The organism is Micromonospora rifamycinica, assembly GCF_900090265.1.
Lineage (GTDB): Bacteria > Actinomycetota > Actinomycetes > Mycobacteriales > Micromonosporaceae > Micromonospora > Micromonospora rifamycinica.
Genome location: NZ_LT607752.1, coordinates 4748466 through 4766218 on the forward strand (window position 1 = coordinate 4748466; position 17753 = coordinate 4766218).

At 72.4% G+C, this 17753-nt stretch carries 16 protein-coding genes; 10 read left to right on the forward strand and 6 right to left on the reverse strand.

Annotated features, from left to right (window positions below; all coding sequences use genetic code 11):
- The first annotated feature begins 14 nt into the window (after nucleotides 1-14).
- The 3 genes from surE to GA0070623_RS30420 all read left to right on the forward strand — a co-directional run bounded on the left by surE (nucleotide 15) and on the right by GA0070623_RS30420 (nucleotide 2575).
- Entirely contained in the window at nucleotides 15-920 is a 906-nt protein-coding gene (gene surE / locus GA0070623_RS19735; RefSeq protein ID WP_067310896.1) for a 5'/3'-nucleotidase SurE, read from the forward strand.
- Between the two features lie 485 nt (nucleotides 921-1405).
- On the forward strand, nucleotides 1406-2188 hold the full coding sequence (locus tag GA0070623_RS19740) for a hypothetical protein (RefSeq protein WP_067310899.1): 783 nt from the start codon (nucleotides 1406-1408) through the stop codon (nucleotides 2186-2188).
- A gap of 240 nt (nucleotides 2189-2428) precedes the next feature.
- A complete protein-coding gene (locus GA0070623_RS30420; protein WP_172898429.1) occupies nucleotides 2429-2575 on the forward strand; it encodes a hypothetical protein in 147 nt (48 codons plus the stop codon).
- On the opposite strand, the gene GA0070623_RS19745 is transcribed toward GA0070623_RS30420, so the two are convergent.
- Nucleotides 2565-3155, reverse strand: coding sequence for a helix-turn-helix transcriptional regulator (locus tag GA0070623_RS19745; RefSeq protein WP_067310902.1), 591 nt, complete (start codon nucleotides 3153-3155; stop codon nucleotides 2565-2567). The two genes, GA0070623_RS30420 and GA0070623_RS19745, sit on opposite strands and share 11 nt — an antisense overlap.
- Before the next feature lie 47 nt (nucleotides 3156-3202).
- Here GA0070623_RS19745 and GA0070623_RS19750 point away from each other — a divergent pair, with 47 nt between their 5' ends.
- Nucleotides 3203-4006, forward strand: a complete 804-nt coding sequence (locus GA0070623_RS19750) for a class I SAM-dependent methyltransferase (protein ID WP_067310905.1) — start codon at nucleotides 3203-3205, stop codon at nucleotides 4004-4006.
- Nucleotides 4007-4109: 103 nt separating this feature from the next.
- Here the strand turns inward: GA0070623_RS19750 and GA0070623_RS19755 are convergent, their stop codons facing one another.
- Complete coding sequence (locus GA0070623_RS19755) at nucleotides 4110-4961, reverse strand: SAM-dependent methyltransferase (RefSeq protein ID WP_067310913.1); 852 nt, start codon at nucleotides 4959-4961, stop codon at nucleotides 4110-4112.
- 364 nt (nucleotides 4962-5325) lie between these two features.
- Between GA0070623_RS19755 and GA0070623_RS19760 the strand changes: the two genes are divergently transcribed.
- The 6 genes from GA0070623_RS19760 to GA0070623_RS19785 all read left to right on the forward strand — a co-directional run bounded on the left by GA0070623_RS19760 (nucleotide 5326) and on the right by GA0070623_RS19785 (nucleotide 13383).
- A complete protein-coding gene (locus GA0070623_RS19760) occupies nucleotides 5326-6396 on the forward strand; it encodes an SMP-30/gluconolactonase/LRE family protein (protein ID WP_089004132.1) in 1071 nt (356 codons plus the stop codon).
- 31 nt (nucleotides 6397-6427) lie between these two features.
- Entirely contained in the window at nucleotides 6428-8146 is a 1719-nt protein-coding gene (locus GA0070623_RS31455) for a PQQ-dependent sugar dehydrogenase (RefSeq protein WP_084261417.1), read from the forward strand.
- Nucleotides 8147-8318: 172 nt separating this feature from the next.
- Nucleotides 8319-9638: an extracellular catalytic domain type 1 short-chain-length polyhydroxyalkanoate depolymerase gene (locus tag GA0070623_RS19770; RefSeq protein WP_084261420.1), complete on the forward strand. Its 1320-nt coding sequence runs from the start codon at nucleotides 8319-8321 to the stop codon at nucleotides 9636-9638.
- A gap of 154 nt (nucleotides 9639-9792) precedes the next feature.
- Nucleotides 9793-10566 (forward strand): class I SAM-dependent methyltransferase, encoded by a 774-nt coding sequence (locus GA0070623_RS19775; RefSeq protein WP_067310909.1) that lies wholly within the window; start codon nucleotides 9793-9795, stop codon nucleotides 10564-10566.
- A 288-nt stretch (nucleotides 10567-10854) separates the two neighbouring features.
- Nucleotides 10855-11973, forward strand: a complete 1119-nt coding sequence (locus GA0070623_RS19780) for a ricin-type beta-trefoil lectin domain protein (protein WP_067313267.1) — start codon at nucleotides 10855-10857, stop codon at nucleotides 11971-11973.
- A 63-nt stretch (nucleotides 11974-12036) separates the two neighbouring features.
- Nucleotides 12037-13383, forward strand: a complete 1347-nt coding sequence (locus GA0070623_RS19785; RefSeq protein ID WP_084261522.1) for a poly(ethylene terephthalate) hydrolase family protein — start codon at nucleotides 12037-12039, stop codon at nucleotides 13381-13383.
- A gap of 51 nt (nucleotides 13384-13434) precedes the next feature.
- On the opposite strand, the gene GA0070623_RS19790 is transcribed toward GA0070623_RS19785, so the two are convergent.
- The 4 genes from GA0070623_RS19790 to GA0070623_RS19805 all read right to left on the reverse strand — a co-directional run bounded on the left by GA0070623_RS19790 (nucleotide 13435) and on the right by GA0070623_RS19805 (nucleotide 17646).
- Nucleotides 13435-14265, reverse strand: coding sequence for a polyphosphate polymerase domain-containing protein (locus GA0070623_RS19790; RefSeq protein ID WP_067313269.1), 831 nt, complete (start codon nucleotides 14263-14265; stop codon nucleotides 13435-13437).
- Nucleotides 14262-14855, reverse strand: a complete 594-nt coding sequence (locus GA0070623_RS19795) for a DUF4956 domain-containing protein (RefSeq protein ID WP_067313271.1) — start codon at nucleotides 14853-14855, stop codon at nucleotides 14262-14264. The genes GA0070623_RS19790 and GA0070623_RS19795 overlap by 4 nt, the downstream gene beginning before the upstream one ends.
- Before the next feature lie 142 nt (nucleotides 14856-14997).
- Nucleotides 14998-16392: a carbohydrate-binding domain-containing protein gene (locus tag GA0070623_RS19800; RefSeq protein ID WP_067313273.1), complete on the reverse strand. Its 1395-nt coding sequence runs from the start codon at nucleotides 16390-16392 to the stop codon at nucleotides 14998-15000.
- Nucleotides 16393-16665: 273 nt separating this feature from the next.
- The gene (locus GA0070623_RS19805; protein WP_067313275.1) at nucleotides 16666-17646 is read right to left on the reverse strand and encodes an NAD(P)-dependent alcohol dehydrogenase; all 981 of its coding nucleotides are present in this window, start codon (nucleotides 17644-17646) and stop codon (nucleotides 16666-16668) included.
- Nucleotides 17647-17753: the final 107 nt, after the last annotated feature.

Genomic DNA, 17753 nt, shown 5'->3' on the forward strand with positions numbered 1-17753 from the left:
CCGCGCGTCGTCTCATGCCACTCGCCCTGACTCTCGCCCTGGTCCTGGTCCCGTCCCTGGACGCGGCGGCCAAGCCCGGCGACCAGCCCGCCCCCCAGGCCCACCCCGAGCCCCGCCGGCTCCACATCATGATCACCAATGACGACGGCTGGATCGGGCCGGGGGGAGCGAGCACCCCGATGATCGTGGCCCTCCGCGACGCCCTGGTCGCGGACGGCCACGACGTGACGGTCGTCGCCCCGGCGACCAACCAGAGCGGCACCGGCACGGTGATCACCTATCCGACGGTGAACCTGGCCAACCCCGAGCCCCGGGTGTGGACCGTGACGGGCACCCCCAGCGACGCGGTGATCGTCGGTCTCGACGCCCTGTTCCGCAGCGCACCGCCCGACCTGGTGGTCTCCGGGATCAACCCGGGCGGGAACTACACCACGGTCGCCAACCACTCCGGCACCGTCGGTGCGGCCATCGCCGCCCTGGAGAACGACGTTCCGGCGATCGCGGTCAGCATCGACGGCAAGACCGTCGACCAGTCGCTGGCGCTCAAGGACACGGTCGCCGCGTACACCAGTGACGTCGTGGCGGCGCTGGCCCGCGACGCCCGGGGCGGCGCCCTCCTGCCCGAGGGCCTCGGCCTGAACATCAACTACCCCGGCGCCACGGCGGTCACCGGTACGAGCCTGACCCGGATGGACCGCAACGGCTACCTCCGCTTCGGGTTCACCAACACCACCGGGGCACCCGGCCAGCCCGGGACGTACGCCCTGTCGATCGGCGGGCCGACGGGCACCCCCGCCCCCGGCAGCGACTGGAGCGCCCTGCAGGCCGGCAGGATCAGCATCACCCCGTTCGACGTCGACCTCAGCGCGAACCCGCGCGGGACGGCCCGGCTGCGCTTCCTGGAGCGGCTCGCGCCGTGACGTGCCGGGCTCCCCGGCCGCTCTCCCCGGCGTGCTCCCGGCCGCGCCGCCGGGCCGCTGGGTCGGGTTGCCGCCGGGCTGCTCGGGTCGGGTCGCCGGCGGGCCGCCCGCCCGGTGTCGCCATCCGGGCACCCGGTCGATGTTGCCCGAGCACGTATCGACATGCTGGAATGGCTGTGATCACCGCAGTGTGGGGGCAACCACGCTGGGAACGGTGAGCGCGGGAGCAGCGCAGGCCGGCAACGCGCCTTCTCGGCGTACCTGCCGCGGCCTGCCGGGTCGTCGCCACGACGACGGGCTGTCGACGTCCCGCCGTCCGTGACCCCGCCACACCTTTCCGCGACCACCGAGACGCTCGACCGTCGGCGGCCGGAGACGTCCGACGCCTGTCGACGTCCTGCGGCCGGCACCGGGGCGAGCGACGCTCGGGAGCCCGTTCTGCTTCCCGCCCCCGGGGCGGGAACGCGATGTCATGGAGGACGACCATGCGCAGTTTCCTCGCGGTCTTCACCGCCGCCCTGATTCTCGGCACCACGGCCGGCAGCGTCCCGGCCGGTACGGCTGACGCGGCCGGTTCCGCCCCGCGCTCGTGCCCCCGTGGCCTGCTCTTCTGTGAGGACTTCGAGCGGCTGCCCCAGGGCGGCCCCAGCACGCTGAAGTGGGGCGTCGACACCCGCAACGGCACGCTCACCGTCGAGCGTGCCCGGCACGGCAACCAGGTCCTGCACCTGCACACCGTCGACAACGGACGCGCGTTCCTGCGGGTCGACGACTTCGCCGCCCCCGGCAACCGCTTCTACGGTCGGCTGCGCCTGCGCGTCGACGCCTTCCCCACCGCCCCCGACTGGGCACACTTCACCCTGGTGGAGGCGACCGGCAGCGGCAGCGCGGAGGTCGTCCGTCCGATCGGCGGGCAGTACGCGCCCACGGTCCCCGGCACCTTCTGGGGGGTGGGCGCCGACGGCGGCCCGACCGGCGACTGGACCAACTGGCGGGAGTCCGCCCCGGTCACCGAGGACGAGTGGCAGTGCTTCGAGTGGAAGTTCGACCCGACCGACAACCGTGTCGCGGTGTGGATCGACGGGGTGGCGAACCCGGAGCTGACCGCCTCCACCACCGAGCACGGGGGCAACGACGTCCCGTTCGTGCTGCCGACGGTCGACACCGTGAAGATCGGCTGGCAGCTCTACCAGGGCGGCACCACGCCGGGCGCGTTCGACCTCTGGATCGACGACGTCGCCCTCTCCACGAAGCGCCTCGGCTGCTGAGTCGCCCGGCTCGACCGTCCGGGCCGGACCGACGTGCAGGGCTCCACCATCCGGGCCGGACCGACGTGCAGGGCTCCACGCTCCGGACAGGACGATGATCCGTCGTCCTGTCCGGAGCGGGGACTCCCACCCGGCTCGGCCGGGCGGGGCGGCCGCGGTGCGGGCAGGCGGGGGTTTCCCGGCAGGGTCGGCCGGGGTAGTGATCGCACCGCCATCAGCCAACCTCCCGAGGAGACTCCCATGTCGGTGCAGGCGTTTCTCTACGTCATCGCGGTCATCCTGCTCGTGCTCGCCGCGCTGCCCATCCCCACCAGGGGTTTCTCGCTCGGGATGCTCGGGGCGGCGTGCGCCCTGCTGGCCTACGCCTGGCCGGTGATCACGGCGTAGCTGCCGCCGGACGGTCCGGGGGAGTGCGGTGCGGGCCGAGGTGGCTGCGCTCCCCGTCGTGGTCGAGGATGCAGAGGATCTCCGCCGGGCCGCCGTGTGCGCCGAAGGCGTGCGGGACCAGGGTGGAGAACTCGGCTGCCTCGTTGGTGCCGACGAGGATCGTCCGCTCGCCCAGCCGCAGCTCGATCGTGCCGGAGAGCACGGTGAACCAGTCCCGTCCCGGGTGCACCCGCAGGTCCGTGGGCACCTCCCGGTTGATCCGCATCTTGGCGACGGTCTGGTGGTGGTCCCGGGAGAGCAGCCAGGTGGTGACGCCCCGGTCCTCGTCGCAGTGCGGACGGATCACCACGTCGTCGTCGGTGTCACCCTCGACCAGCCGGTCGAGGGTGATGCCCAGCACCCGGGCGATGGTGGCGATCTGGTCCAGGGCGACCCGTCGGTGCCCGGTCTCGATCCGGCTGAGCGTGGACGGGCTGATCAGGCAGCGGTGGGCCAGCTCGTCCAGCGACCAGCCCCGGGCCGTCCGCAGGCTGCGGATCCGCTGGCGTACCAGGGTCTCCAGATCCTTGTCTTGCGTCATAGGCAAGATGCTATGCCTCTGAGGCATGAAGCGGCTACCGTTGCCTCATGTCACATGACTCCCTGATCGAGCTGCTCGACCTGGACGCGGAGGTGCTGCACGACTACGTCCACGACCTGGTCGGCTGGGTCGGCCGCGAGGCCGCCGAGCGACCCCGCGTCGTCGACCTCGGTGCGGGCAGCGGCACCGCCTCCCTCGCCCTGGCCCGGCAGCTCCCCGGTGCCACCGTCACCGCGGTCGACCAGTCCCCGGAGATGCTCGCCCACCTGCGGGCGCGTGCCGACGCCGCCGGACTGACCGCCCGGATCCGTACCGTCGACGCCGACCTCGACCGACCCTGGCCCGACCTCGGGCCGGTCGAGGTGATCTTCGCCGCCGCGTCGATGCACCACCTGGCCGATCCGGCGGCGGCGGTCGCCTCGGCATTCCGGGCGTTGCGGCCGGGCGGGCTGCTGGTGATCGCCGAGTTGGAGTCGTTCCCACGGTTCCTCACCGGCACGCCGGACGAGGAGCTGGAGTCGCGCGGTCACGCCGAGGCGGCGAAGCGTCGGCACGAGGCCGGCATGCACATGCACGAGCCCTGGGGGCACCGGATGGAGCAGGTCGGCTTCACCGCGGTGACCGAGCGGCACTTCGACATCGACCTGCGCCCGCCGCTGTCCGCCGCCGCCATCCGCTACGCGCAGGTCTGCCTGGGCCGGATGCGCCACGGACTCCAGGAGCGCCTCTCCCCCCGCGAACTCGCCGCCCTGGACGAGCTGGTCGAGAGCCTGCCGGGCCGGTCCGACCTGAGCGTCCGCACCGAGCGGACGGTGTGGTTGGGTCGCCGCGCGGTGCACCCGACCGGGTAGTCCCGCCGCGGGTCGTGCCGGCGGCCGGTGCGGTGCCCCGGGCCGGGAGCGGCGGGGCGGGGCGTGTTCGCCCGGTGCCCTGCCGCTCCCGCCGCGGCCTGTCTCAGAGCTTGCGGGCCACCCCACCGACGATGGTGTGGTAGGTGGTGGTCTGCCTGCTGTCGTCCTCGCCGTCCGGCTGCCACTCGGCCAGCGGGACCAGCCCCGGCGGCAGCAGCTCCAGGTCGCCGAAGAAGCCCAGGATCTCGTCACGGGTACGCCAGCGACCGGTGCCGAGGGTCTCGTTGAAGATCTTCTCCACCGCCCGGGCCCGCTCGGACACCTCCGGCTGGGACTCGCCCGGGTCGTAGAAGTGCGAGATGGCCAGGTAGCTGCCGGCGGGCAGGGCGGCGATGAGCCGCCGGGCGACACCGGCCGGGTCGTCGTCGTCGTTGAGGTGGTGCAGGATCGCCAGGAGCAGCAGTCCGACCGGCTGGTCGAAGTCGATGAGCCGGCGCTCGCGCAGCTCCGCCAGCAACTCCTCCGGCTGCCGGACGTCAGCCCCCACGACGGTGGTGGTCCGGGCGTCGGCGAGCAGGGCGCGGCCGTGCGCGAGGGCCATCGGGTCGTTGTCCACGTAGACCACCCGGGTGTCCGGGTCGACCCGGTGGGCGATCTCGTGCACGTTGCCCCGGGTGGGCAGCCCGGATCCGAGGTCGAGGAACTGGCGGATGCCCGCCTCGGCGGCCAGGTACCGGACCGATCGGCGCAGGAACGCCCGACAGGCCCGCCCCGCCTCCGGGCCGTCCGGGGTGACCTGCATCGCCATCTGCGCGGCGTGCCGGTCGACCGCGAAGTTGTCCTTGCCGCCGAGGTAGTAGTCGTAGACCCGGGCGATGCTGGGCCGGGTGGTGTCGACGCCCGGCGGCGCCGCCTTCTCGCTCGTCAACGCTTCGATCCCTCCGAACAGGGCCATGGCGGTCACGGATTGGCGGGGAGACCAGGACAATCATGGCTGCCGAATCGATGTCGGCCCACGACGGTGGGCCGGATGTGCCCTGAGGGTAGATGAGCGCGCTCCCAAACGTCGATTCCGGCGGTGTCAACAACCTGCCAAGGACGCCCGCCGACCTGGGAGACCGACCCGTCGCGCCCTCCACAGTCGACCCGGCGCGAGCGTTCTGGGAGGTCGGCTCCGGGGGTGGGCGGCGGCTCGGACCCGTGCGGGCCAGCGGATCCTCGCTTATGCTGCCGAGGGCTATATCGATACAGTTAGATTAAGCCGGTAACACCACCGCGACCGCCGACGACGGCGGGCCGCCCGCCGATCGGAGTCATCGATGGTCCTGCACCCCGCCACCACCGCACTGGCCGGTCTCCTGCTCGCGCTGCCCGCCGCCGTCCCGGCGAACGTCGCCGTCCCCGCCGCGCCGCTGGTCCGGGCCGCCGATGTGAACGGTCACAGCGGAGCCGGGTCACTGGCCGGGCCGCCCGGGGCACCGCCCGGCGTCTGCCCGTCCGGCACCGGGTACGGCCCGCCGCTGCCCGCCACCTCGGTCGTGGCCACGAAGATCCGCAGCGGTTTCTCCTTCCTCGAAGGACCCGTCTGGATCGCCGACCGGGGCTACCTGCTCTTCTCCGACATGGGCGCGGCCACCGGGTCGGAGTACGTCCAGCCGTCGACGATCCGGCGGTTCACCCCGCCGGCCACCTTCGACACGTTCCTCCCCAACGCGGGCAGCAACGGGCTCGCGCTCACCCCGGACGGGCAGCAGCTCGTCGCCGCCACGCACGACCAGCGCAGCGTCTCGACGTACCGGCTCGACAACCTGGCCCGGGGCGTGGTGGCCGGCAACTACCAGGGGCGGGCGTTCAACTCGCCGAACGACGTGGCGGTCCGCTCGGACGGCGTCGTCTACTTCACCGACCCCAACTTCCAGCGCGGCAACCGCCCCGACCAGATGAGCGGGCGGACCAGCGTCTTCCGCGTCTCGGGCGGCCAGGTGTCGCTCGTCGACGACGCGCTGCGGCAGCCCAACGGCATCGCCCTCTCCCCGGACGGCGGCACCCTCTACGTCGGCGCCTACGGCGAGAACAAGATCTACAAGTACGCCGTCCAGCCCGACGGCAGCACCGGCCCGCGCAGCGTGTTCGTCAACTACGTCGGCGGCCCGGACGGCGGCACGATCGACTGCGCCGGAAACGTGTACTGGACCTCGGGAGGCGACGGTCTGGTGCACGTCTACTCGCCCACCGGCACCCAGCTCGGCACGATCCGCTCCGGCTCCTCGGGCACCACCAACGTGGCGTTCGGCGGTTCCGACCGGCGGACCCTCTTCGTCACCTCGGGCCGCACCAACGACTCCGGTCTGTACAGCGTGCGGCTGAACGTGCCCGGCTACCCGTACTGACCACCAGGTTCCCCAGGAAGGGACGTATCGCGTGCGTACCAGTCCACCCCACACCCGCCGGCTCGCCGTCCTCGCCGCGTTGACCGTCGCCGGCACCGTCGCGGTCGCCCCGACCGCCACCGCCGGCCCACCCACGGTGACGCAGGCCACGGCCGCCGTCGGCCGGCTCGCCGCCGACACCCGGGCGCCCACCCCGCCGACCAACCTGCGCAGCAGCAGGCTGAGCTGTCAGTCCGTCACGCTGACCTGGTCGGCGTCCCGGGACGACGTCGGCGTGGCGTACTACGACGTCTACCACGACGGGCAGCTGGTCACCTCGGTCCCCGGCCGGACGCTGACCGCCACCCTCACCGTCGCGCAGGGCGTCACCTGGGGCTGGTATGTCAACGCCCGGGACGCCGCCGGCAACGTGTCGCAGGCCAGCGCCACGCTCCCCGTCACGCCGCCGTTCTGCCAGTCGGACACCCAGCGGCCCACCACCCCGACCAACCTCGCCGCCACCGCCAACGGCACGGACGTCACCCTGACCTGGACGGCCGCCACCGACAACGTCGCCGTCACCCGGTACGACGTCCTGCGTGACGGGGTGACCGTCGGCTCGGTCACCGGCACGGCCACCAACCCGCCGGTGACCACGTTCACCGACACCGGGCTGACCGCCGACACCGAGTACCGGTACACGGTCGTCGCCCGGGACGCGCAGGGCAACACCTCGGCGGCGAGCAGCGCGGTGACCGTCCGCACCGGGTCGACCTGCACCAGCCCGGTCTGCGGCACCACAGTGGTCACCACCGAGCGGGACCTGCCGTGGGGGCTGGTGCAGCTGCCCGACGGCACCGTGCTCTACGGGCGGCGTGACCTGTTCGACGTGGTCGCGATGAACCCGGACGGCAGCAACAAGCGCAGCATCGGCACGGTGCCCAACGTCGCCGGCACCAACGGCGAGGGCGGGGTGCTCGGTCTGGCCGTGTCGTCGAGCTTCGCCATCGACCGGTGGCTGTACATCTACCACACCACCACGACCGACAACCGGATCGTCCGGATCCGGTACGACGGGACGCTGCAGACCGGCTCGGTGCAGGTGCTGCTGACCGGCATCCCGCGCAACAAGTACCACAACGGCGGGCGGCTGCGGTTCGGCCCGGACGGGATGCTCTACGCCGCCACCGGTGACGGGCAGAGCCCGGACCGCGCCCAGGACGTCAACGACCTGGGCGGCAAGGTGCTCCGGATCCGCCCCGACGGCACCGTGCCGTCCGACAACCCGTTCGGCAACGCGGTCTGGAGCTACGGGCACCGCAACCCGCAGGGGCTGGCGTTCGACTCCCGGGGCCGGCTCTTCGAGCAGGAGTTCGGCAACAACGTGATGGACGAGACCAACATCATCGTCCGGGGCGGCAACTACGGGTGGCCGGCGTGCGAGGGCACCACGGGCAGCTGCGCCAACCCGAACTTCGTCGCGCCGGTACGCACCTACCCGGTGGCCGAGGCGTCGTGCAGCGGGCTGGCCATCGTCCGGGACGTGCTGTATCTCGCCTGCCTGCGGGGCAACCGGATGTACCGGGCGGTGATCAGCGGAAACACGCTCACCGACGTGCAGCAGTACTTCGTCGGCACGTACACCCGGTTGCGGACGGTCGAGCCGACGCTCGACGGGAACCTGTGGCTGACCACGAGCACCGGCGGCGACAAGGACAGCGTCCCGAACAACAGCAACGAGCGGATCCTCAAGGTGACCCTGGGCCGGTAGCCCTGGACCGGTACCACCAACCCCACCACCTGCGGTGCGGTCGTCGACCTGCCGGTCGGCGACCGCACCGCCCCCCGTCCCCAGATCGGAGACCCTGCCCGTGAGACGTCTACTCAAGGCGGTGACGGCCGTGGCCGGCGCGGTCGTGCCGCTGCTGGCGATGACCGTGCTGATGACGGCGCAACCGGCCGCGGCGGCATCGCTGACCCAGGTCACCAACTTCGGCAACAACCCCAGCGGCCTCAACATGTACCTCTACGTGCCCGACAACGTGGCGCCGCGACCGGCGCTGCTGGTGCTGATCCACTACTGCGGCGGCTCCGGCCCGGCGATCTTCAACGGCAACGGGCGTGACTACGTCACCGCCGCCGACCGGTACGGCTACGTGATCGTGCTACCGGAGGTCACCCGCAGCAGCAAGTGCTTCGACGTGTACTCGCCGCAGGGGCTGCGGCGGGGCGGCGGCAGCGACTCCGACGGCGTCATCTCGATGGTCAACTACGCCAAGCAGCGGCACAACGTCGACCCGTCCCGGGTGTTCGTCAGCGGCTTCTCCTCCGGGGCGATGATGACCAACGTGATGGCGGCGCAGTACCCGGACGTGTTCGCCGCCGGGTCGTCGTTCAGCGGGGTGCCGGCCACCTGTTTCGCCACCGGCAGCAGCACCAACACCTGGAACGGCCAGTGTGCCGGTGGCCAGCTCACCAAGACCGCCCAGCAGTGGGGCGACGCCGCCCGCGCGATGTATCCCGGCTACACGGGCCGGTACCCCCGGATGCAGTTCCTGCACGGGACCACCGACACCACCCTGTCGTACGTGAACTTCGGTGAAGAGATCAAGCAGTGGACCAACCTGTCCGGGTTGAGCCAGACGCCGGCGTTCACCGACCGCCCGCAGTCGAACTGGACCAGGACCCGGTACGGCGACACCGGCACCCGTGCGACGGTGGAGGGCATCAGCATCAGCGGGGTGGGCCACGAGCTGCCGCAGGCCGGTCAGATCGCGTACGCCATCTCCTTCCTCGGCCTCGACGCCCCGTCGACCACGCCGACCCCCACCCCGACCACGCCGACCCCCACCCCCACGCCGACCACTCCAGCGGGCGGGGTCACCGTCGTCGGCGAGCAGTCGGGTCGCTGCCTGGAGGTGCCGAACGCCAGCACCACCAACGGCGTGCAGACCCAGCTCTGGGACTGCGCGGGCGGTGCCGGGCAGCGGTGGACCCGCACGTCGGGACGCCAGCTGACGGTGTACGGCACCAAGTGTCTGGACGCCAGCGGGTCGGGCACCGGCAACGGCACCCCGGTGATCATCTGGGACTGCCACGGCGGCGCCAACCAGCAGTGGAACGTCAACGCCAACGGCACCGTCACCAACGCGCAGTCCGGGTTGTGCCTGGACGCCAACGCCGCCGGCACCGGCAACGGCACCAGGATCATCCTGTGGTCCTGCAACGGCCAGGCCAACCAGCGGTGGGCGCTGCGGAGCTGAGCCACCCCACCGCAGCCACGGGTGCGTCTCCCCGTCGTGGGGCGGCGCACCCGGTCGTGGGGCGGCGTGCCCCGTGGTGGGGGAGGTGCACCCGTGACCGTCGGGAGGCACAGTGGAGCGTCCGAGCCGATGCCACGACGAAGACGGGACGACCATGAGGGGTTACGCGTTCGACAACGCGAGCGAGCAGGCCACCGACCACCACTCCGCGCTGGCGGACCTGCTCGACGGGCACACCCGGGCGGCGCTCGGCGAACTGGGCGGGCTGGCCGGTCGTCGCTGCCTGGAGGTGGCCGCCGGGGCGGGGAGCATCGCGACCTGGCTGGTCGGGCAGGGCGCCGAGGTGGTCGCCACGGACATCGCGCCGCAACACGTTCCGGCCCGTCCCGGGCTGGTCGTCCGCCGCCACGACATCGTCGCCGACGAGCCGCCGGTCGGCTTCGACCTGGTGCACGCCCGGCTGCTCCTGGGCCACCTGCCCCGGCGGGAGGAGGCGCTGCGCCGGATGACCACCGCCCTGCGGCCGGGGGGCGACCTGCTCATCGGTGAGTTCGCCCTCGCTCCGGGGAGTTTCGTGCGGTACGCGCCGGACGAGGCGACCACCGGTCTGCTGAGCCGCTACCTGGCCGCCCACGTGGCGGCCCTGGTGGCCAGCGGGATGGACCTGGACTGGGCGCACCGGGCACCGGCGGCCTTCGCCGAGGCGGGGCTGACCGGCGTGCGGTCCCGGACGCAGGCGGAGAGCTGGCACGGCGGTGGGCCGGGCTGCCGGCTGCTGCGGGCCGGCATCCCGCAGTTGCGCGGGGCGCTGGTGCGGCAGGGCCTGACCGACGCCGAGCTGACGGCGACGGTCGAGGCGTTCGGTGACCCCAGGGTGGTCGTCAACGGCTTCCACTTCGTGCAGGTCAGCGGGCGCGTCCCCGGCTGACGGCCGACGGGGGCCGGTCGTCGGCCGGTCCGCGCCCGCCGGATCCGGGTCGAGGTGGACCGGGCCGCAACAAAGAATTTACAATGGTCACTGTTAGCGCTCACAAACCGTCCCGTGCCGAGGCGGCGCCGACCATGCCGACGTGGCTGCCGGCGTGTCCCGGCCGGACCCGGCAACCGATGGCCGCCGGGTCCGGCCGCCCACCCCCGGACGTGCCGCCGGCCCACCCCGGCGGCCGTCCGCCCGGCCCTCGTCCTCGGCCAGCTCCACCGATCCAGGGAGAGATCCATGCGAACGAGGACAAGATGGCTCGCGGCGCTCGCCGCGTTCGGTGTGCTGGTCACCGGAGTGGTGACCCCCACCGGCCCGGCCCGGGCGGAATCCAACGGCGGGACGCGGGTGATGCCGCTCGGCGACTCCATCACCGAGGGCACCCAGGTGCCGGGCGGCTACCGGATTGGCCTCTGGCAGCGGCTGGCCGGCGGCCGGTACACCGTGGACTTCGTCGGCTCGCAGTTCAACGGACCGGCCAGCCTGGGCGACCACGACCACCAGGGGCACCCCGGCTGGCGCATCGACCAGATCGACGCGAACATCGTCGGCTGGCTGAACACCCAACGGCCGCAGAGCGTCCTGCTGCACATCGGCACCAACGACATCCTCCAGAACTACAACGTGAGCACCGCGCCGAACCGGCTCTCCACCCTGATCGACCGGATCACCACCACCGCGCCCACCGCCGAGGTGTTCGTCGCGCAGATCATCACGCTGTCCAACAGCAACCAGGCGGCAGCCGCGCGCACCTTCAACGCGGCGATCCCGGGCATCGTGCAGAGCAAGGTGAACGCCGGCAAGCGGGTGCACCTGGTCGACATGCAGAGCGCCCTCACCACCGGTGACCTGATCGACGGCATCCACCCCACCGCCGGCGGCTACGACAAGATGGCCGCCCGCTGGTACAGCGCCCTGCAGGCGGTGCCCGGCAGCATCGGCAACCCCGGCAGCGGCGACGGCAGCGGCCAGGCCACCGCGATCGTGGGCACCCGGTCGGGCAGGTGCATGGACGTGCCCGGCTCCGCCACCACCAACGGCCTCCAGCTGCAGCTGTGGGACTGCCACGGCGGCACCAACCAGCAGTGGACCTACACGTCCGGCCGGGCGCTGACCGTCTACGGCAACAAGTGCCTCGACGCCGCCGGCTACGGCACCACCCCCGGCACCCAGGTCACCATCTACGACTGCCACGGCGGCACCAACCAGCAGTGGACCGTCAACGCCAACGGGACCATCACCGGCGTGCAGTCCGGCCTCTGCCTGGACCCCTACAACCAGGGCACCGCCAACGGCACGAAGCTCGTCCTGTGGACCTGCACCGGGCAGGCCAACCAGCAGTGGAGCCGTCGGTAGCCACCCGGCCGGCGACGGCCCGCCCGCCGGCTACGGCCCGGCTGATCGAAGGAGAAACGCGACATGAACGTACCGACAGCGCGTCCCCCGGCACCGGGGGACGCACCCCGGACGCGGTCCGTCCGCCGGACCGGCCCGGCCCGGTGGCTGACCGCCGGACTGGCGGTGGTCCTCGGCCTGACGGTGTCCGCGACGACGCCGCACGCGGCGGTGGCGGACAGCCCGTACCAGCGCGGTCCGGACCCGACCCTGGCCAGCGTGGCCGCCACCCGGGGGCCGTTCGCCACGACGCAGGCGACAGTGCCGGCGGGCAACGGCTTCAACGGCGGGTTCGTCTACTACCCGACCGACACCAGCCTCGGCACCTGGGGTGCGGTGGCGATCGTCCCCGGCTACTCCGCCCTGTTCGCCAACGAGGAGGCCTGGATGGGCCCCTGGCTGGCGTCCTTCGGCTTCGTGGTGCTCGGGATCGAGACCAACAGCCGTACCGACGGGGCCGACGCCCGCGCCACCCAGCTCCTCGCCGGGCTCGACTACCTCACCCGGACCAGCCCGGTGCGCAGCCGGGTGGACGCCAACCGGCTCGGCGTGATGGGCCACTCCGCGGGCGGGGCCGGGACGCTCCTGGCGGCGCTCCGGCGGCCGTCGCTGAAGACCGCGGTCGGCCTCGCCCCCGGCACACCCGGCAACAACCTGAACATGTCCACCACCCAGGTCCCCACCCTGCTGCTGTCGGGCCAGAACGACGGCACCGTCACGCCCTCCTACGTGCAGGGCATCTACAACACCCTGCCCGCCACGGTGGAACACGCCTGGGCGGAGCTGGCCGGCAACGACCACCTCTCGTTCACCCGGTCGAACCCGACCGAGATGCGGCTGCTGATCCCCTGGCTCAAGATCTTCCTGGACAGCGACACCCGCTACACGCAGTTCCTCTGCCCGCTGGCGGACAGCACCGGTGTCTCGCGGTACAGCTCCACCTGCCCCCTGGTGCCGTCGGGCGGGCCGACCCCGCCGCCCACCACGACCCCGCCGCCGCCCACCACGACCCCACCGCCCACCAGCACGCCACCGCCGCCCACCACCACCCCGCCGCCCACCACCCCGCCCGCCGGTACCGCGTGCACCGCGACCTACCGCACCGTCAACTCGTGGTCCGGCGGCTTCCAGGCCGAGGTCACGGTGACCGCCGGCAGCACCGCCACCGACGGCTGGACCGTCCGCTGGAACCTGGGCGCCGGCCAGAGCGTCAGCCAGGTCTGGAACGGCACACTGAGCACCAGCGGCACGACCGCGACCGTCCGTAACGCCGCCTACAACGGCACGCTCGCCCCGGGCACCTCGACGACCTTCGGGTTCCTCGGCTCCGGCACCCCGAGCAGCCCGTCGCCGACCTGCACCAGCCCCTGACCGCGGGGCCGCCGGTCGACCACCGACGGGAGGCCGTCCACCTGGCGCACGTCAGGTGGACGGCCTCCCCGGCGTCGGGCGGGCAGTCGCAGGCGTCGGGCTGGCCGGCGTCGTGCCCGCGGGGCCGTCGTGCCCGAAGTGACGCCGCAGGATGCGTCGCCAGCGTGCGGCGGGCAGCTCCGGGTCGAGGGCGGCCAGCCCGGTCGCGTACTTCGAGATCGCCACCGGGCGGTGACCCCGACGCCAGAGCATCCGGTCGACGTGCGAGGCGGTGGAGCCCGTCTTCGTCTCGACGATGGCCAGTTGGGGCAGTTCCAGTCGGCGACCGCCAGGGTCCTCCCAGTGCAGCGCGACGTCGATGGTCGCCCGGCTCCCGGTCGCCGGCAGGTAGAGCGTGCTGCGCAGGTAGCGGGTGGTGAGGGTGGGCGCGAACGCCAGCTCGGGGCCGGTGCGCAGGGGCGCGAGCACGCCGTCGACGAACGACCGCCCGGGGGTGAGGGTGCCGCTGTCGTCGGGACGGTAGGGCAGCCGCTCCTTGACGGTGCCGCCGCGGGTGCCCTCCGTCTTGACCTCCAGCCAGCAGAGGCCGGAGTCGAGGTACGTCCGAGTCCTGATCTTGAATCGGCGTCGCCGCCGCCGGGCGGTGAGCCGGAAGCTGACCAGATCGGCGGTGTCGAAGTAGATCGACTCGTAGCGGAAGGTCCGTCGACCGTCGATCTCCAGCACCTGGTCGCCCCGGCCGAGCCCGGCGATCAGGTACGGCACCTCGGCGAGCGGGAGCAGGTACTTGCGGTCGAACCGGGTCTGCAGGCCGGCGCGTTCGGTCAGCTCAGCGAGGCCGATCGGCGTCAGGTGGGTCAGCGTCGTACCGGGAGGGGTCATCGGGCGGATCCCGTGTCGACCGGGCGTCGCCCGCCGGTGGCGGTGGCCCTCGGCCGTGAGTAGCGGACGTCCACCACCGTCGTGTCGTTGACCAGGTCGACCCGCTCGACGTTGACGTTGTGCACCCGGGCACCGAGCAACTGCTCCAGGTGGGCGGTCAGGGCGACCGAGTCGGTGACCGCGCTGTCCAGCACGATGACGTGCCGGCGGTACCGGCGCAGCAGCCGGGGATGGTCCCCGACGAACATCACGGCGAGGATCAGCGCCGTCAGCGCGCCGACCATCCAGACCGAGGTGCCGGAGAGCGGACCGAGGATGCCGAGCGCGAGCGCGGAGAAGTAGTACGCCACCTCGTGCTGGTCGAGTTCGGTGGAGCGGAGCCGGATGATCGACAGTACGCCGAAGAGACCCAGCCCGAGGCCGGCGCCGACGGTGCTGCTGCTGAGCGAACTGGCCACGGCGAAGACGCCGACGTTGACGCCGAGGTAGGCCACCACGAGGTCCCGCCGCCGGTGGCGCGGAAAGTACAGCGCGAAGACGAGCAGGACCACGGCGACCAGGTCCATTCCGGCCAGTACCAAGCGCGTCATTATCTGCTCCTTCGGGTGGCCCTCCGCCGGCTCTCCCGCCATACGGCGTTCGACGGACGGGCCTCGGGTCGACGATGGTGCGTTCACGGGTCCGGTCCCGCCGGTGGGGGCCGCGGTGGCCCCGACCGGCGGCACCGGAGGCTCAGAACCGCCCGTACCGGCCGGCGGTGACGCCGGTCAGCACCCGGGTGGCGCCGGTGATGCTGCCGCCGGAGTAGAGACCGCCCACGTTGGTGCCGCTCACGCTGCCGCCGGTGTAGATGTCGTACCGCTGGCCGTTGACGATCCGGTTCGACGAGAAGACGACCTCCCGGACGGTGGCCGAGGTGCGGTACGAGGCCAGCACCGTGCTGCCGGAGACGACGTGCACGGTGGTGTTGGCGGCCAGGTTGGCGTTGAACCGGGGGGCGACCCAGCCCTGGGCGTTGTTCGGCACCGCCTGGAAGACGGCCAGCGAGGTCAGCGCGGCGCCCACCACGGTGCCGCCGGTGAAGGCGATCGGGCCGTCGGCGTCGATCGCGCCCTCGCCGCCACCCCGGGTGCTGGAGCCGCGGGCCACCACGGTGCCCCCGGCGAAGGTGAGCGACCCGTTGGAGTCGAAGCCGTCGGTGCCGCCGGTGGCCACGACCGTGCCGCCGGTGACCTTGATGAACGCGATCGCGGAGGGCTCCATGTGGCCGAGGCCCTCCTCGGCGGCGTTGACCGCGTCGTCGCTGGCCACGACGGTGATGTTGCCGCCGCTGATGGTGGTCCGGAGCCCCTCCAGCGCCTCGTAGGACCGGGTGACGTTGATGGTGCCGCCGGAGATGTTCAGGTCGTTCTCGCCCTTGATGGCGTCGTCGGCGACCGAGGCGGTGATCGTGCCGTTGGTGATGGTGAGCACGCCCTTGCCGGCCTCGGTGTCGTTGGACTTGAGCCCGTCGCCGCCGGAGGAGGTCACGTTGATCGTGCCGCCGTTGACGGTGAGCGAGTCCTTGCCCCGGATCGCGTCGTCCACCGCGGTGACGGTGATGGTACCGGACTGGATGACCAGGTCGTCCTTGCTGACGATGCCGTCGGCGTGGTTGGCGCGTACGGTCAACGCCCCGGTGCCGGCGATGGTCAGGTCGGCGGCGCTGAACAGCGCGGAGTCCGGCTCGCCGGCGTTGGTGTAGGTCGCCGCGTCGGTGAGGGTGTTGCTGGTTCCGGCGGCGAGCGTGACGGTGACCGCGTCGGCGTCGGTGACGTAGAGCGGCGACGAGGTCGAGTTGGTGATCGAGGCGCCGGCGAGGATGAGTTCCACGGTGCCGGCGGCGGCGCTGTCCACCCTGACGTAGCCGTTGTTCAGCGTGCCCCTGATCTCGTACGAACCGGGGGCGGTGATGGTGACGGCGCTGCCGGCGACGGTGACGTTGCTGCCGGAGACGGTCGCGCCGGTGCCGTTGAGGGTGATCGTGGCGGTCGGCGCGGCGGCGACGGCGGCGACCGCGAGCGGGCCGGCCAGCAGGGTGGCGGTGAGCCCGGCCAGGACGGTGGTACGGCGTGCGGTGGCTTTCATGGCGGTCCTGCTCCTGTTCCTCGGTGCGGGCGGGTGGGGTGCACGGAGCCCGGGTGCGGTGCGGGTGCCTCGAAGGCCGGCCGTCGATGAGGTGAACGGCGGATGAACGAGACCTTGCATTGACGATGCTAAATGAGAGTCGTCTTTCGTCAACAGTGCTGGAGCACGAAATCGAAGCGCTTCCACTATTGACAGCTCATTGACAGTTGATATTGGGAGACTTCCCACCGAGGGCTGTCGAATGGCTGGCGGGTCGGTCGGATCGCCGGTGGGTCAGAGGGTGACGACCACCTTCGCGCGGGCGTGTCCGCCCTCGACGTGGGCGATGGCCCGGGCCGCCTCGTGCAGCGGATAGGTCCGGTCGACGATCGGGGTGAGGCGACCGGCCTCGGCGTGGGCGCGCAGCGTGTCGAGCTGTGCCCGGTCGGGGGCCGCGGTGGGGGCGAGGATGCGGTGCCGGACGAAGGGCGCCAGCAGCCGCCCCCGCAGGAGGAGTCGGACCGGTCCGAGGAGACTTCCGCCGTGGTACCCGCCACCGCCGGAGAGCACCAGCGTCCCGGTGGGGGTCAGGGCCCGGCGGAGCGCGGTCAGGGAACGGTTGCCGACCAGGTCGAACACGACGTCGTGGCGGGGGCCGCGGGTGAAGTCCGCCCGGGTGTAGTCGACGACGTGGTCGGCGCCGAGCGAGCGGACCAGCTCGACGTTGCGGGTGCTGCACACCCCGGTCACGGTCGCGCCGAGCGCCGTGGCGAGCTGGACGGCCAGCGTGCCGACACCCCCGGCCGCGCCGTTGACGAGGACCCGGTGCCCGGGGCCGACCCGGCCGGCGTCGCAGAGCCCCACCAGGGCGGTGCTGCCGGCCAGCGGCAGGGCGGCGGCCTGCTGCGCGGTCAGGTTCGCCGGCCTCGGCGCGACCCGGGTGGCCGGCGCGCAGACGTACTCGGCGAACGCCCCGTCGGCGTCCCCGAGGTCGCCGAAGACCGCGTCGCCCGGACGGATTCCCCGCACGTCGGCGCCGACGGCCTCGGCCCGGCCGGCGAAGTCCCGGCCCCGGATCCGCGCCCGGGGCCGCGACAGGCCCAGCGCCAACCGCGCCATCCGCGGGTCGCCGCGCATCACGTGCCAGTCGTACGCGTTGACCGACGCCGCCTCGACCCGGACGAGCACCTCGCCGGCGCGGGGAACCGGCACGTCGACCTCGGCGAGGGTCAGCGTCTCCGGCGGCCCGTATCGATCCTGCACGATCGCTCTCATCGTCTCCCCTTTGTTGGTGTACGGCGTACACTTCGCTGTCCACCACGGTAGGTGTACGCCGTACACCTGTCAATGCGGATAGGGTTTCCCCACCGACCGAGGACGGG